The following is a 14222-nucleotide window of genomic DNA, read 5'->3' on the forward strand; positions in this document are numbered from 1 at the left end:
GCAAATATATGCAACGGCCGCTTTTAGCGAGCCCACCACCACATACCATTTTGCATTTGTATATTCATGACACATTGGATAGCTCAGCTAAGATCAACATGCAAGTGTCTACATGCAAACAATTCTATAATCGCAATTCGCGGAACTGAAATAACAATATTAACGATCAAGAATAGAACGGATTTCTATCAGGTTTGACCTAAATCTAAGGATATAAAAACCCATTGTCGCCAAGTGAGTTGGCATAATCCAACCACTCTCATTACCGTTTGAGATAACAGCAGGTTGAATACGCAACGCCGCGACGAGCTGCTCTTCCATTTCATCCCACGGACGATCAAGATTACGTTGACTGATAACCTCTACAAAATCGGCATGGGCGGCCTGCAAGATACCATGATAGGCATAAAGCTGACCAAAAGCGAACCAGAAGCGATCGTCGGCGCGCGTATCAAACCAACCAGCATTACTCGACTCTGAGCGTGTACGAAGAATTGCGGATGTTGAGCCTATATCAGATGCAATACGATCTAAAAACCGAATGAGATTGTCAGCTCGCGCATCAAACACAGCATCGCACTTAACCAATCGCTGATTATAGCCGTTCAAATGCCCTTGACCCGTGCGGTAATAGCTCTGAGATGGCGTCGTGAAACCAAACGGGTTTGTACTAAAATACCAACGTTCCTCATCAGTTTGCATAACTCCACGCGCTTCTTGTAAGTCATTATCAACTTGTGAGGTGCCACGAACACGACCAAGCGTATCAACCAGTTCCGCAGTTGTTCGTCGGATCGCCTGATTAACACCTCTTTGAAACGAGGCTTTATTATCAAAGAACGGTGTGTGGTCCCAGTCGATACCAAAAAAACCGGCCTTATAAAGCAGGCTTGAAGAAACCCATGCATTCTGATTAACATTAAAATCAATCAGATCGCCAGTTACTGTCACAATGCCAGATGGCGCACAAAGATCATTTCCAACCACAGTGCCAGGAATAGCTGCTTCTGAAAATTCATACTTGTCAGTATATTGCGGATCAAAACCATGCCACACTTGCGTATTGTAGGTGAAATAACCATACCCGCCGAAAATAAAGAAAACGACGAAGCCGATAACAATCCGTAAAATCCAACCGCTTGCTTTATACCAAGCAATCAGCGCGACAAATGGGGCTAAGATAAACGCTATAACAGCCAAGAAACCGCGTTTGATAGCTGAGAATATTTTTCCGAAAAATTCTATAACAGGATCAAGCATAACCTGATGTCCCCTCTGTTTGATAATAGCGCTGGCGCCAAGCTGCCTTATCTTTGAGATAGGAATTCTTGAGCACGTCTACAACCACTTGCTTAAACTCATCATTATAGTTCTGATAAGCTTCATAGAAGCCTTGCTTATCAAAAACAAACCGCGAAACAAAATCATATGGATTAAGACGTGACAATAAACGATTCACAAGCCACTTCTCATCATGCATTGGGTTGCCCCGCGAAACACGAAGCCAGTTTTCCGCATTCAGTTCATGCGTGGCTAGCTTCCCAACATCATCAATTCGTTCGGCAGCGTCTTGATAAATATCAAATCGGCCATCTTTGCGAACCAATTTTCTATTGTCCCGTAACCATGATTTTATTGCAGGGTCCGCAAGTGAGTTAAAGGATGGATAAGCTTGTTTTTCCGCAAGAATGTCTCGAACAGCCATCTCGGCTCGGTGATCAAAAAAACCTGATTTCAAAGCCCACTTATCATTTGGCCTTTGCAACCGATCTGAGGACGTCAAGAACTGAAAAATGTTTTTGTAGTCATCAATATCTATATAACTGACTTGCCACGGTCTAGATCGGCGAAACCCAGGTGCTTTTGAATCGCAAATGACTGTTGTTGTTCGCTCGTCTTTGAAAATAAAAATCCCACCGAAATGGTTTGCCCAAAATGAACCTTGATCAAAAACCAAATGATCCGGAACAAGTTTATTATGGCGAATATCTCCGGTTTTTGCTGCTAGTTCGACCATGCGATCAATCAGAGCATCATCCCGCCAGGCATGTTCGTTAACCTCCAAACGATCAGCAAGAGTGCGAAGTTCATTGGCCTTATCAAGCAATTCATCGGCAGATTTCACATCAAACTGAACTTCTTCGATGGATAAAATATCTTCAATATCTTCAACACGCGCAATCGGATCATCAATCTCGCCATAAAGAGCGTCTTTAATTGTAACAGCCCTCAGTGCTCGTTCATTTGCCCGAAAGAACCGATGCATCAGCTCGCCTGTATTCGAGAACTGGGTATGGACAACAGGCAAATGCTCCTGCTCTGGAGAAACAATAACAAATCGTCGATTTACACCAAGTGGGTCAAGGTAATTCTGATCATCCATCTCGTTCGCAATTTCGGGTGAAAAACCAGTCATATCAACATGAAATTGATCTAATGCGGTTGGTTTTAGTCCAAAACCAATCATTGCTTTTCTATAGCGTTCGACAAGATAATCTTGTGAGACATCCAACAAGCGCCCATAAATCAGATCGTTTTCATAAAGTAGCTTCATTCAGCCCACCTGCCATCTGCACGCATAGCTTCAATCTCACCGATAGCACGTTCACGCTGGCGTTCACGTCGAATAATCTCTTCCACAGCCGCCGCATCACTTTTATCGGTGTATCTGAATTCTGAATCCGCGTATCGATTGATTTCCTGCAAAACCATTTCCATTGTAAATGGCTGGCGAAGTTCTGAAATCATATCTGATTTTTCGTCATAAGACTTATGCATAAATGCTTCTGGTGTTTCAAACCATTCATCAGGAAGTTCTACATCCATAGACCGCATCTTTATTGCGTCAGTAATATTTTTAATTGCACGACCGGTAAAGCGTGATTCCGCCTGTTTGATAGCATGTAGATAACCACCCACATCTGCCATGTTTTCGATCGCACCATTTTCTTGTTCAAAACGATCCCAAACCCTCAACAACCCCTCTTCCTTTGGGCGGCTGTGACCTTCATAACTCTGCGCAACAGCTTTTTTTATTTGCTGCCCCTCAAAAAGATCATGATCACCCAACTCGATTGAATGATTTTTACCAGCCAATAAAACAAAGATATCGACATAATCATCTTCTGATTGGGGGCCATCAACGAGCCATCTCGCGCTTGCTCTTTGACGCAATGCATCATCCACATTCTCCGGATAGTTAGAGAACATGCCAAATGCGCAGTTTCCGCGAATAACCGTTGATGCGCCTGCAAAACTTTCCATCAGCACCGCAGTTACTTCTTGCTGTCCGGCAGATGCCTTATCGTCAGATCGTTTTGCCGCAATCTGATCAATATCATCCACCGTACCCAAAGAAATAGCCCGAGGATCAATCACATTATTGACAAATTCTTTGCAGTTTTGACCAGATTTACCCTGATAAGATGAGATTTGATCTACGCCGAAATTTTCATAATGGAACGGATAACCCGCGACCTGACAATAATCATTGATCATACCTGCAAGCATTTGAATAAGGATTGTTTTACCCGTACCCGGCATACCGTCCCCAATAAAGGTAAACACAAAACCGCCCTGCTCCACAAAGGGATTCATCTGTCGATCAAAATCATACGCCATCAACATTTTAGCAAGTTTTAGCGCCTGATACTTGGCAATATGGTTTCCGATAATTTCATTTGGTTTTTTGAAATTCATCACCAGTTGCTTGCGCGCTTTACCTGGTGGCGTTTCAAATCCATCAATTGTGAAATCATCTTGCTCGATACGAATGTGGCTATTTGCAAAGCCTTGCAGGGCAACAAATCTTTTACGTCTTGAAATCAAAGCTTGAAGGGTTTGTTCAATATAAGTTCTACATCGAGAAACAAGCGTATCATCAGATGATACGCCATCAGCAACATCCTCTAGACCAGATATGATTGATTTAAGTACATCTTGCGGAGTATCGAAATTAAAGTCCGGAGCCTCAACATCATTCACCGCATCCGTATCCACTGGTAAATGACGCATGAGATAACAAGTTACAGTAAACGCTGTTACATAAGCCGATGCAGCCAGAAGATTTTTATAATTTTTGGCATCTTCACCCGATAAAGGAGACGTAGCGTTCTGTGATTTCAGATCTTCTAGAGAAGTCGATTTCGCAAAATTATCCGCAATCGCAAGAGCCACAGCTGCCCCGCGTCGTGTGCGAAATAGCAAATTATGTTGAGCTACAGATAATAAATCATCTTCAGGGCTGATCCCCTTTAACGTTTTCGCCAATTCAACTTCATTAGTTTTTCGTGTCCCGCGACTGGAAACGGTTGATACAAATCTTCGCCTTGTCCCTGCGAGCGGGGTCGATGAACGTGCATCGCTCTGCTCAAGCGTGATAAATCTTGTAATAAGCATCTGAGCCGTTGAAAGATGAGATTTAATCGCATCTTCATGGATTGTTGTCAGGCCACTACTTTGTTCCATTGATTAGACCCCTATCACTTGATTGCCAGAAATTACATGCACGGTGAAGCCATTAAACAACTCGGATGCCTGACCATCAGCATAAAGCGCCTGATAAGCTTCGTGCGGCACCAATGCATGTTTTTCATAATGACTCACACCCTGCCGCGTTGCTTCTAAATCATCGGTATTGATATGAAACTCATCACGCGCGGGGCTAGACGACCATAATCCACGTTTTGCAGGACGCTCAGCTTTTGAGAACACTTCCTGCATTGTCCATGTTAGCACCCATGCATTTTGAGGTTTTCTAACTTTCGATAATATTTGCGATACCCTGTCACTATTTGCAGTAAATCCTGCTCCATAAAACGGGCCTAAGACAAAACGGCGCAATTGCTTAAGGTGGAGATATTCAAAATCCTCATCTAAGTTTTGTGCAATTGTTATTGGCTTCAAAGAATATGAACTATTCTTTCCAGTAAACTCATCAAATTGAACAGCAAACTCAGGATTAAGAAGGCCGCCCACAGGCAATGGAATATTCAAATTTGGCTTCAACTTACCATTCCTGCCAACCAGCATTTCTGAAATCTTCTGGCTCGAGTCTTCAATCGTTGCCATATAAACAATCGGAAGCGTCGCAGAGCCGTCAAATGCACCCCAGTGAAGCACGTAAAATGGTCGACCGTTTCGTGGGTTCACAGACACTTTTATAGTTTCTGGCAAGATATGTGAATTAAATATCTCGCCCTTCTGAATCTGGCTTAAATAATGATATTCTGCAATCTCGGATTGCTGCTCTTTAGGAAACCCTTTACGGCGAAAGATGTGGTCAATCATCTCCTTCTTAATAAGAGCTGGATCACGCAGCTTGGCAAGCTCACGGTCTGCATCTTTACGATCAGCTTCCAATTCCAAAAGATTTTGGAATACGGGAAAACCACTTTCCGCCTGATCAATCCGAAATTTTGACTTAAGCGCTAATCGATGCTCCCAACAAGAAAACGTCGTTGTGAGTTTTGATAAGTATGGCTCGATGGTTTTACCAACAAGCTCATGGCCATAAAGTGGAGAACTACTATCTGAGAGAAATACTCGCAGACCATCCAAAGCGAAATTCATAGATTGAAAATATCGCTGAACCGTACTTTGTCCGGCTTGTGCGTTCAATATCTTACCCTCGGATCGGCTCTAAGGCTTCACGTAATCTGCAGCATTATGCTTATCCATAACCGCTTGAAAACGGCGCGAAAATGCTTCGTCAGCAAGTTTTTTCCGGCGCTGAATATCATCCGTTGAAAGCATATTTTTCTCATGCATTTCAAGTAGGTCGCCTATGTGGCGCTGGGCTGCGGCACCAATTCCAGCCATTGTTTCTTCCGCCGCTGTATCAACGGCACTACCGAGTGTATTGATCTTGTGAGCAACGTCCTGCTGCGCAGCTGTTTTCAAAGAATCTTCCAGAGCCTTGTAAAGGACAATTCGCTGTTCTGTATCGATCGTGAGCTTGTTAATCAACGTATTCTGTGCAGCAATCTGGTTATTCAATGAATCAACAAAAGTCTCAAACATGGACGTATAGCGTTCCAATGTTTGGCTCTCAGCCAGCAGTTCCTGTTCTTTAGCTTGTGCTTCGTTATACTCAGTTGCAACTTTCGCTCGCTCAGCCTCAAGACTTGTGCGCTCTTTTTGATCCGTAGAGGCAGCAATTTTATTTTCAATATCCAGCAATATCGGGTTTAACTCATCAATGCGGGATTGCGTTGCTTCAAGCGAACTCATCGCTGTTTTACGACGTTCAATAACTTCAGTCAGGCTTTTCTCCGATGTCTTATAGCGAAGCTCAAGCACATCCTTCTGGTCCGTCAAAATCCCTACAATTGAATCAGATTTTGTAAGAAGCTCCTGCAAATTGCCGGCCAGTGACATGTTACGCACGCGATCTGAGCGCATGCGCTGCATTTTTTGCTTTGAAAACAAACCAATGAACTTTTCATACCCAGTGTAGCTTTTCATGCTTTCAAATTCAGAACCGAAAACATTTGTTGCATCTTCCAGGCCAATGATCAGGTCAGCAATATTGCTCTCCATAATCTTTTGTTGCTTGAGCACATCATCAATACGCGCATTTTCGATATCAAATTCAGCATCACCGATCTTTGTGTCAGCCTTTGCTAACTGATCGAGTACACGGCCGGACGCATCTATCTTATCGCGCATCTCCTTGACCTGATCGCGTGTTTGCTCAATTTCTTTATCCATTGAAACAAGTGATGCCATAAAATTTCCCCGACCTTTATTTGAACCTAATGCCAAAATTAATAATAAGTGCCTCTAATCTAGGATTAGAAACGAAAAAATCAATCTGAATACCCAATATTTCAATCAATCATTGGTATTTTTATACCCTATCGCCTCTTTCCAATGCTGTCGACAATAGGAAACGTAACTCTCATTACCGCCAACCACGATTTGCGCGCCATCTTTAACAACATTTCCATCTCCATCTTGACGCACAACCATCGTTGCTTTGCGTCCACAGTCACAAATAGTTCGCACTTCTCGTATTTCATCTGCAATCGACAGTAAGATCTTCGATCCCGGAAATAACTTTCCCTGGAAGTCTGTTCTCAGACCATAGGCCATGACCGGAATATTCAAATCATCAACAACATCTGACAACTGCCAAGCCTGCTCCGCTGACATAAAATTTGCCTCGTCAACAAACACGCATGCAATGTTACCATCGGCAAGTTTAGCCTTAACAATCTCATATAAATTGTCATCTTCTTCGAATGCAGTCGACTCGCTCTCAAGCCCGATACGGGAGCCAATTTTGCCTGCACTACCTGCTCGATTGTCGAGCGATGCATTGAGCAAGACCGTCCTCATGCCACGTTCCTGATAATTATATGATGCTTGCAACAGCAGCGTAGACTTTCCAGCATTCATCGACGCATAGCTAAAATAGAGTTTTGCCACTTTACATCTCCCATATTAGTATTCAAACACATGCGTACCATCACGTTTAATTGCTAGCCAAAATTATAACTATCAACAGGTATCCGAATAAAATGCAGAAACAAGTGAACCCAATTAACGAAACCAACAACGATGCTCGTGTTCTCGCTCGCCAACTGATTAGAACGGCAAGGTTCGGAGCAATTGGTGTTTTGCAAGATGATGGCTCTCCGCTTGTAAGTCGGGTTCTGGTCGGAACAGAAGCAACAGGAAATCCTGTCATTTTAATTTCAGAACTATCTGAGCACACAAAGGCAATCGAAAAAAACAATCAGGTATCATTGCTGTTGGGTGAACCTAAGAAGGGTGACCCGGTCGCCCATCCACGAATTTCATTGCAGGGGAATGCCCGACTAATTCCGAAAGAAAGCGACCAATATTCAAATATTCGAGCACGCTTTATTGCTCGTCACCCGAAGTCCGAACTTTACATCGGGTTTGCTGATTTTCAGATCTTCCAAATTGATGCGAAATCGGCAAATTTAAATGGTGGTTTCGGTAAGGCATTTCATCTCAAGCCGAATGATTTTCTATCGATTGAAACGAAATTATCAATGATGGAAAGCGAGATTATCAATATTATCAATAATCAGCATAAAGATTTCCTGTCAAATCATGCCAAAAACAATGAAAGTGGCTGGCGATTAATAGGCATAGATTGCGATGGGTTTGATGTAGCAAACGGCGATATCATCGACAGACGAGAGTTCAAAGTACCAATGAGTGAAGCCATCAGTCCAGCTGATGCTATCGCGTTTCTAACAAATAGTGAAAACCTAAAATAAGCAAGGGCGCGCTTGACTAAAGCGCGCCCTCTGTGCCACCACGGGATAGGGCCCGAAGTGCCGCCGGTCGAGGACAATTTGACATATGAAACTTGCCTCTATCTTGCGATCTAAGTGGCTGTTTTCTATACTTAATTCACGATTTTCCGTGATTTTTTAAACTCTTACAAGGTAACAAAGTGCATAAAATCATAATTGATACTGATCCTGGGATCGATGATTCGCTAGCTATCGCATATGCTATAGCACATCCAGAAATCGACCTTATTGGCCTGACAACTATTTTTGGCAATGTCACGATTGATCAGGCAACAACAAATGCTTTACAAGTTCTACCTGCCTTCGGCGGTACAGCAGATGTGGCGCGGGGCGCGGCCAATCCAATCAGTATCGAGGGCAATACACCAAGCCATCATGTACACGGTGCTAACGGTTTCGGCGGATATGACTTCCCAGAATCTGGTCAAAAAGAAGTCGCACTTTCAGCTGCCGAATATCTGGTTGAAAAAACCAAACAGCATCCGGGGGAAATCACGATCTGTGCTGTTGGTCCTTTAACGAACTTAGCACTTGCGCTTAAGCTCGACCCAACAATCACATCACGAGTGAAAGAGGTTGTGATTATGGGTGGTGCTGTTTTCTATCCGGGCAATGTAACACCCGTCGCCGAAGCCAATTTTTGGAATGATCCACACGCGGCAGATCAGGTACTTGCGGCCAGTTGGCCCATGACATTAGCTCCGATGGATTGCACAATGCCGGTAATCTTCAATGAGCATGACATGGACATGATCGCACGTGACAATGAAAAAATGGGCATACCGCTTAAAGAAATGTCGCAGTTTTACATCAACTTCTACCGCAATGTTGCAGGTCTTGATGGTTTGGTTCCTCACGATGTCATGGCACTGATGTGGGTAACAGCACCAGGTGCATTTACCGTTAGACGTTGTGCCGTAAGTGTAGTGACCGAAGGACCGGCGATTGGGCAATCAATAGGTTTGCCAGCGGGTAAAATGACATTATCAGACGCATTTAAAGACCGCCCGGATCTCAATGTATTGGTCGACACAGACATCAATATGTTCCGCGCTGACTATTTCAGCACGCTCAAAGCCGTTGGTTAAATCGTCCAAAATTATGCTAGGCGGCGGGAACGTCGTCCAGCAATTCATCCAGACCTAGAAGTGCATTAATATCTGGGCGAGCTTTTACCAAATCATCGATAGAATACTTAGATAAAACATCAAAAAATGCGTTCAACGCCTCACGCAAAGCAGTATTCAATGCACAACTATTCACAAGTGGACATTCTGCTGCATCATTTTCAAAACACTCTGCCATTGCAAAGTTATCTTCGGTCACCCGAACAACATCGAACAATGAAATGTCTTTAGCGGGACGAGCCAGCCGTACACCACCATTTCGGCCTCGTATTGTCTGAACAAGTCCACCCTTTGCCAAAGGTTGCAAAATTTTAAACAAGAATAATTCTGATACAGAGTAGGATTTTGCAATTTCTGCAATGCGACTTAAATCTTCATCATTTGCAGCACAGTACATCAGCATCCGCATTGCATAATTTGTTTGTCGTGTTAATCGCATGAAATCATCCCAACTTTATGTTCTTTCTAATTTAGAACAATTCTAAGAAAAGTGAACCCCTTTTCTCATATTTAAAACATGACGTGGCAATTTTTGTCAAATATCAGGGAATCGGAATAATGCCAGATGATTATTCGCCTTAAGTCTGGCATTATTCATTTAACCGACTTTTACTGTTTGTCTATGAATCTTCGTCGACATCCTGCATCTGTGTGCCAAGTCCGTCGATTGATAAGGACATTACATCTCCCTTTTTCAAATAAACAGGAGGTCTCATACCCATTCCAACACCAGGAGGCGTACCCGTAGAAATCACATCACCGGGGTGCAAGGTCATCATCTGAGAAAGATGTGAGATGATCTGCGCAACAGTAAAAATCATCGTGGATGTATTCCCGGTTTGCATTCTAGACCCGTTTACATCCAACCACATATCTAGCCCCTGAGGATTAGGTATTTCGTCTTTTGTGACCAACCACGGACCAAGTGGCCCAAATGTGTCGCAAGACTTTCCCTTTGTCCATTGGCCTGTTAATTCGGTTTGAAAGTGACGCTCAGAGACATCATTACAAACACAATAACCCGCCACATAATCCAGCGCATCAGCTTCACTTACATATTTGCACGCTTTTCCAATAACAACGCCAAGCTCAACTTCCCAATCTGATTTTTTAGAATCTTTTGGAATGGATACGGTATCATTCGGCCCCACGATAGCCGAGGTTGCTTTCATAAATAGGATTGGATGTTCAGGTATCGGAAGGTTAGATTCTTTAGCATGGTCAGAATAATTCAAGCCAATACACATTAACTTACCAACAGATCCAACACAGGCACCCAAACGGCGAGTACCATCAACTTTTGGCAATGAACTTTCATCCAAATCTTGAAGTTTGCTCAAGGAAGATGGCGAAAGCATTGAACCATCAATATCAGCAACATGGTCTGAAAGATCACGGAGCTGGCCTTCCTTATCAATTAAGCCCGGTTTTTCACTTCCCACTTTACCATAACGAACAAGTTTCATTTATAAACTCCCAGAATAATTGTTTAAAACGGATAACTAATGATTATCGCGAGGTAGGTTTTTCTTCGCAATAGATTGATAATTCGGTGCGTCACGCAAGACCATACCCTCAGAAAAAGGCTCTACCATCTCACGAAAATATTGCTGCCAAGGTGATTGACTTGCAGGATGAGGAAAACCGCCCCCAGCAGTAAGTGCCTGTCTGCGTGTCTCCAACGCCTCATCACTGATCAAGATATCAGCAGAACATGCATTCAGGTCAATCTTGACCATATCGCCAGTTTGCACAAGTGCTAATCCGCCGCCTGCTGCGGCCTCCGGTGAGGCATTTAAAATTGATGGTGAACCCGATGTACCAGATTGCCGACCATCACCAATACATGGCAGAGCCTCAACACCCTTCTTCAAGAGATAATCTGGCGCACGCATATTCACAACTTCAGCACCGCCAGGATAACCAATCGGTCCTGCGCCACGCATGATTAGAATACAATTTGCGTCGATATTTAACTTGGGATCATCAATGGTTGCATGGAACTGTTCCGGACCATCAAATACAATAGCGCGCCCTTCAAATGCATTGGGCATATCTGGGTCAGACAAATAGGTTTCTCTAAAAGCCTCTGATATCGCACTTGTTTTCATAATGGCAGAATCAAATAAATTACCAGATAGATTGATAAAACCTGCATCTTGCTTCATAGGCTCCGGAATTTTCTTGATGACATCAGGATTCTCGATCTGCACATCTGCACAATTTTCAGCCATGGTTTTACCATTGGCTGTGATAGCATCTGGATAAGGTAGAAGATCATGTGCGAGCAATTGAGATATGACAGCAGGAACACCCCCTGCTCTATGATAATCCTCGCCAAGATATTCACCAACAGGCTGCAGATTCACAATCATCGGAATTTTATGCCCTATATTTTGCCAGTCCTGATTATCAAGAGAAACACCCAGATGGCGAGCGATACCGTTTAGATGAATAGGTGCATTTGTAGACCCACCAATAGCTGAATTTACAACAATCGCATTTTCAAAGGCTTCGCGCGTCATGATTTTAGTTGGAACAAGATCTTCCCAAACCATATCAACAATACGCCTACCGGTCTCATACGCCATCTGGCCACGTTCTCTGTATGGCGCTGGAATCGCCGCAGAGCCTGGAAGTTGCATACCCAGCGCTTCGGCCAACGAATTCATCGTTGTCGCTGTCCCCATTGTGTTGCAATAACCAACCGATGGCGCAGAGGATGCAACAAGTTCAATCATACCTGCGTCATCGATCTCACCCTTGGCGCGGAGTTCACGCGCTTTCCACATTATCGTACCAGAACCAGTTCGCTCACCTTTGTACCATCCATTGAGCATCGGTCCGACAGATAAGGCGATCGCTGGAATGTTAACTGTTGCAGCAGCCATCAACAAAGCCGGCGTGGTCTTATCGCATCCAACTGTAAGGACAACACCATCTATTGGATAACCGTACAGCGTTTCGACCAATGAGAGGTATGCGAGATTTCGATCAAGCATCGCAGTTGGGCGTTTGCCTGTTTCTTGAATAGGGTGAACGGGAATTTCAATCACCGTACCACCCATCGCAATCACTCCATCACGAACACGCTTCGCAAGCTCAATATGATGTCTGTTGCAAGGTGAAAGATCAGAGCCTGTTTGCGCAATAGCAATGATTGGTTTGCCAGACTGCAGCTCATCGCGTGTGAGGCCATAGTTTAAATAGCGCTCTAAATAGAGTGCTGTCATCTCAGGATCATCAGGGTTATTAAACCAATTACGTGATCTCAAGTCTTCGGGTTTAATGACACGCTTTGTCATTTACGTCTCCAATAATTATCCTGCCCAACCGCCATCAATTAACATTGCTTGACCGGTGGTAAATGCACTATCTTCGGATGCTAGGTAGACTGCTAATGCAGCAATTTCTTCTGGTGTTCCAATTCGCCCCATAGGTTGACGAGCGATAAAGGCTTTGCGCGCCTCTTCATAATTCCCCATTGCATGAAGACGGTCTTCAAGCGACGGACTTTGCACGGTCCCCGGGCAAATTGCATTGCAACGAATACCCATTTTAATGTGGTCAACCGCGACTGATTTTGTCATGCCAATGACCGCTGCTTTAGTTGCACCATAGACAAATCTATTTGGTGCACCAATGATTGAGGACGCTGCCGATGCCATATTAATGATTGATCCATTTCCCTGTTCAATCATGCTTGGCAAAAATGCCTTGATCATTCTAAACGCAGACTTAACGTTCAGATCAAACGCAAAATCCCACTCATCATCCGTACACTCCAAAACGGTGCCAGAATGGACAAAGCCAGCGCAATTAAACAATACATTAGGTGAATAATCCTTCGCTGCCTGCTCCACGGCAGCATCTGAGCGAACATCAAGAACTGTGATCGTAATATTTCCATTCGTTTCGGCAGAAAGACTATTCAACGCGTCTTCATTTATGTCAGTGGCAATAACTTGCGCGCCTTCATTTGCCATGGCAACTGCGGTTGCTCTGCCAATTCCCTGACCTGCAGCTGTTAATAGAGCTGTTTTACCTTTTAATCGTTCACCCATATCCTGCTCCTTATACATTTTTTACGCGAATGATGGTTTTGCTCAACCATATTTATGTAAATGGTTGGCAATTTTCTCTCGACATACACTCACATCTCGCTCTATCGCCGCTTCAATAATTGCACGATGCTCAGCAATATTATCCTGCCTGAAACCAGTACCACCCGAGAGACCAATCATATGTATCCGATGTAAATCGTATATGTCTCGGTGCTGTTCACGCAAAAGAGTCGATCCACATCCTGACACAAGTGTCTCATGAAACTCCCATTCGCATTTACACCAGATATCAAATAAGTCTCGGTCATTCTGTGCATCGCTAAACTTGCCTTCAACATGCGCAAGCTTATGGTGAGCAGCTGTTAATTTCGCCTCCCATTCAAGGCCACCTTTGGCGATGGAAAGACTGGCACCCTCACACTCGATCATAATGCGAATTTCTATCGCTTCGTTGCACATTTGTTCCGATGCTTGCGGGACCCTAAATCCCTTATGCTCTTCAAAATCTATAAGTTTGTCGCATGAAAGTCTAAATAGCACTTCCCGAACGGTACTTGCTGCACATCCATATGCCAAACGAAGCTCTTCAGGTTTCAATTTAGAACCTGGAACATAGTGTGCAAAAATCAAACGCTGCCGAATATCCCAATAGATATCAGACGAACTTGCAACCTTATCAATAATGAGAGCTGTCACTAAATTTCCATTTCATTTGACTAACGCCAGTGTGGTTCACG

At 43.7% G+C, this 14222-nt stretch carries 13 protein-coding genes; 2 read left to right on the forward strand and 11 right to left on the reverse strand.

Annotated elements, in window-relative coordinates; genetic code table 11:
- Positions 1–159: 159 nt before the first annotated feature.
- The 6 genes from G3W54_RS08925 to G3W54_RS08950 form a co-directional block, all read right to left on the reverse strand.
- Positions 160–1260, reverse strand: a complete 1101-nt coding sequence (locus tag G3W54_RS08925) for a DUF2333 family protein (RefSeq protein WP_162652718.1) — start codon at positions 1258–1260, stop codon at positions 160–162.
- Complete coding sequence (locus G3W54_RS08930) at positions 1253–2554, reverse strand: DUF6638 family protein (protein ID WP_162652719.1); 1302 nt, start codon at positions 2552–2554, stop codon at positions 1253–1255. Before G3W54_RS08930 ends, G3W54_RS08925 begins: the two co-directional genes overlap by 8 nt.
- On the reverse strand, positions 2551–4467 hold the full coding sequence (locus G3W54_RS08935; protein ID WP_162652720.1) for an AAA family ATPase: 1917 nt from the start codon (positions 4465–4467) through the stop codon (positions 2551–2553). The genes G3W54_RS08930 and G3W54_RS08935 overlap by 4 nt, the downstream gene beginning before the upstream one ends.
- A 3-nt stretch (positions 4468–4470) precedes the next feature.
- On the reverse strand, positions 4471–5571 hold the full coding sequence (locus tag G3W54_RS08940; protein ID WP_162653633.1) for a hypothetical protein: 1101 nt from the start codon (positions 5569–5571) through the stop codon (positions 4471–4473).
- A 69-nt stretch (positions 5572–5640) separates the two neighbouring features.
- The gene (locus G3W54_RS08945) at positions 5641–6729 is read right to left on the reverse strand and encodes a hypothetical protein (protein WP_162652721.1); all 1089 of its coding nucleotides are present in this window, start codon (positions 6727–6729) and stop codon (positions 5641–5643) included.
- A 105-nt stretch (positions 6730–6834) separates the two neighbouring features.
- Positions 6835–7431 (reverse strand): thymidine kinase, encoded by a 597-nt coding sequence (locus G3W54_RS08950; RefSeq protein ID WP_162652722.1) that lies wholly within the window; start codon positions 7429–7431, stop codon positions 6835–6837.
- 92 nt (positions 7432–7523) lie between these two features.
- Between G3W54_RS08950 and G3W54_RS08955 the strand changes: the two genes are divergently transcribed.
- Positions 7524–8255 carry a pyridoxamine 5'-phosphate oxidase family protein gene (locus G3W54_RS08955; RefSeq protein WP_162652723.1) on the forward strand — a complete coding sequence of 244 codons (732 nt, stop codon included), beginning with the start codon at positions 7524–7526 and terminating at the stop codon, positions 8253–8255.
- A gap of 179 nt (positions 8256–8434) precedes the next feature.
- On the forward strand, positions 8435–9382 hold the full coding sequence (locus G3W54_RS08960; RefSeq protein WP_162652724.1) for a nucleoside hydrolase: 948 nt from the start codon (positions 8435–8437) through the stop codon (positions 9380–9382).
- A 16-nt stretch (positions 9383–9398) separates the two neighbouring features.
- Here the strand turns inward: G3W54_RS08960 and rirA are convergent, their stop codons facing one another.
- The 5 genes from rirA to G3W54_RS08985 form a co-directional block, all read right to left on the reverse strand.
- Positions 9399–9860: an iron-responsive transcriptional regulator RirA gene (gene rirA / locus G3W54_RS08965; protein WP_162652725.1), complete on the reverse strand. Its 462-nt coding sequence runs from the start codon at positions 9858–9860 to the stop codon at positions 9399–9401.
- A 181-nt stretch (positions 9861–10041) separates the two neighbouring features.
- Positions 10042–10887: a fumarylacetoacetate hydrolase family protein gene (locus tag G3W54_RS08970; protein ID WP_162652726.1), complete on the reverse strand. Its 846-nt coding sequence runs from the start codon at positions 10885–10887 to the stop codon at positions 10042–10044.
- Between the two features lie 36 nt (positions 10888–10923).
- On the reverse strand, positions 10924–12726 hold the full coding sequence (locus G3W54_RS08975; protein ID WP_162652727.1) for an IlvD/Edd family dehydratase: 1803 nt from the start codon (positions 12724–12726) through the stop codon (positions 10924–10926).
- A 15-nt stretch (positions 12727–12741) separates the two neighbouring features.
- Complete coding sequence (locus G3W54_RS08980; RefSeq protein ID WP_162652728.1) at positions 12742–13485, reverse strand: SDR family oxidoreductase; 744 nt, start codon at positions 13483–13485, stop codon at positions 12742–12744.
- A gap of 42 nt (positions 13486–13527) precedes the next feature.
- Entirely contained in the window at positions 13528–14181 is a 654-nt protein-coding gene (locus G3W54_RS08985; protein WP_162652729.1) for a GntR family transcriptional regulator, read from the reverse strand.
- Positions 14182–14222 lie beyond the last annotated feature (41 nt).

This window comes from Lentilitoribacter sp. Alg239-R112 (genome assembly GCF_900537175.1).
Classification (GTDB): Bacteria; Pseudomonadota; Alphaproteobacteria; order Rhizobiales; family Rhizobiaceae; genus Lentilitoribacter.

Bases quoted from the DNA above. Each gene is read 5' to 3' on its own strand.
- G3W54_RS08980 (WP_162652728.1), bottom strand. From the start codon at position 13,485: ATGGGTGAACGATTAAAAGGTAAAACAGCTCTATTAACAGCTGCAGGT.
- G3W54_RS08970 (WP_162652726.1), bottom strand. From the start codon at position 10,887: ATGAAACTTGTTCGTTATGGTAAAGTGGGAAGTGAAAAACCGGGCTTA.
- G3W54_RS08955 (WP_162652723.1), top strand. From the start codon at position 7,524: ATGCAGAAACAAGTGAACCCAATTAACGAAACCAACAACGATGCTCGT.
- G3W54_RS08935 (WP_162652720.1), bottom strand. From the start codon at position 4,467: ATGGAACAAAGTAGTGGCCTGACAACAATCCATGAAGATGCGATTAAA.
- G3W54_RS08945 (WP_162652721.1), bottom strand. From the start codon at position 6,729: ATGGCATCACTTGTTTCAATGGATAAAGAAATTGAGCAAACACGCGAT.
- G3W54_RS08930 (WP_162652719.1), bottom strand. From the start codon at position 2,554: ATGAAGCTACTTTATGAAAACGATCTGATTTATGGGCGCTTGTTGGAT.
- G3W54_RS08975 (WP_162652727.1), bottom strand. From the start codon at position 12,726: ATGACAAAGCGTGTCATTAAACCCGAAGACTTGAGATCACGTAATTGG.
- G3W54_RS08925 (WP_162652718.1), bottom strand. From the start codon at position 1,260: ATGCTTGATCCTGTTATAGAATTTTTCGGAAAAATATTCTCAGCTATC.
- G3W54_RS08940 (WP_162653633.1), bottom strand. From the start codon at position 5,571: ATGAATTTCGCTTTGGATGGTCTGCGAGTATTTCTCTCAGATAGTAGT.
- rirA (WP_162652725.1), bottom strand. From the start codon at position 9,860: ATGCGATTAACACGACAAACAAATTATGCAATGCGGATGCTGATGTAC.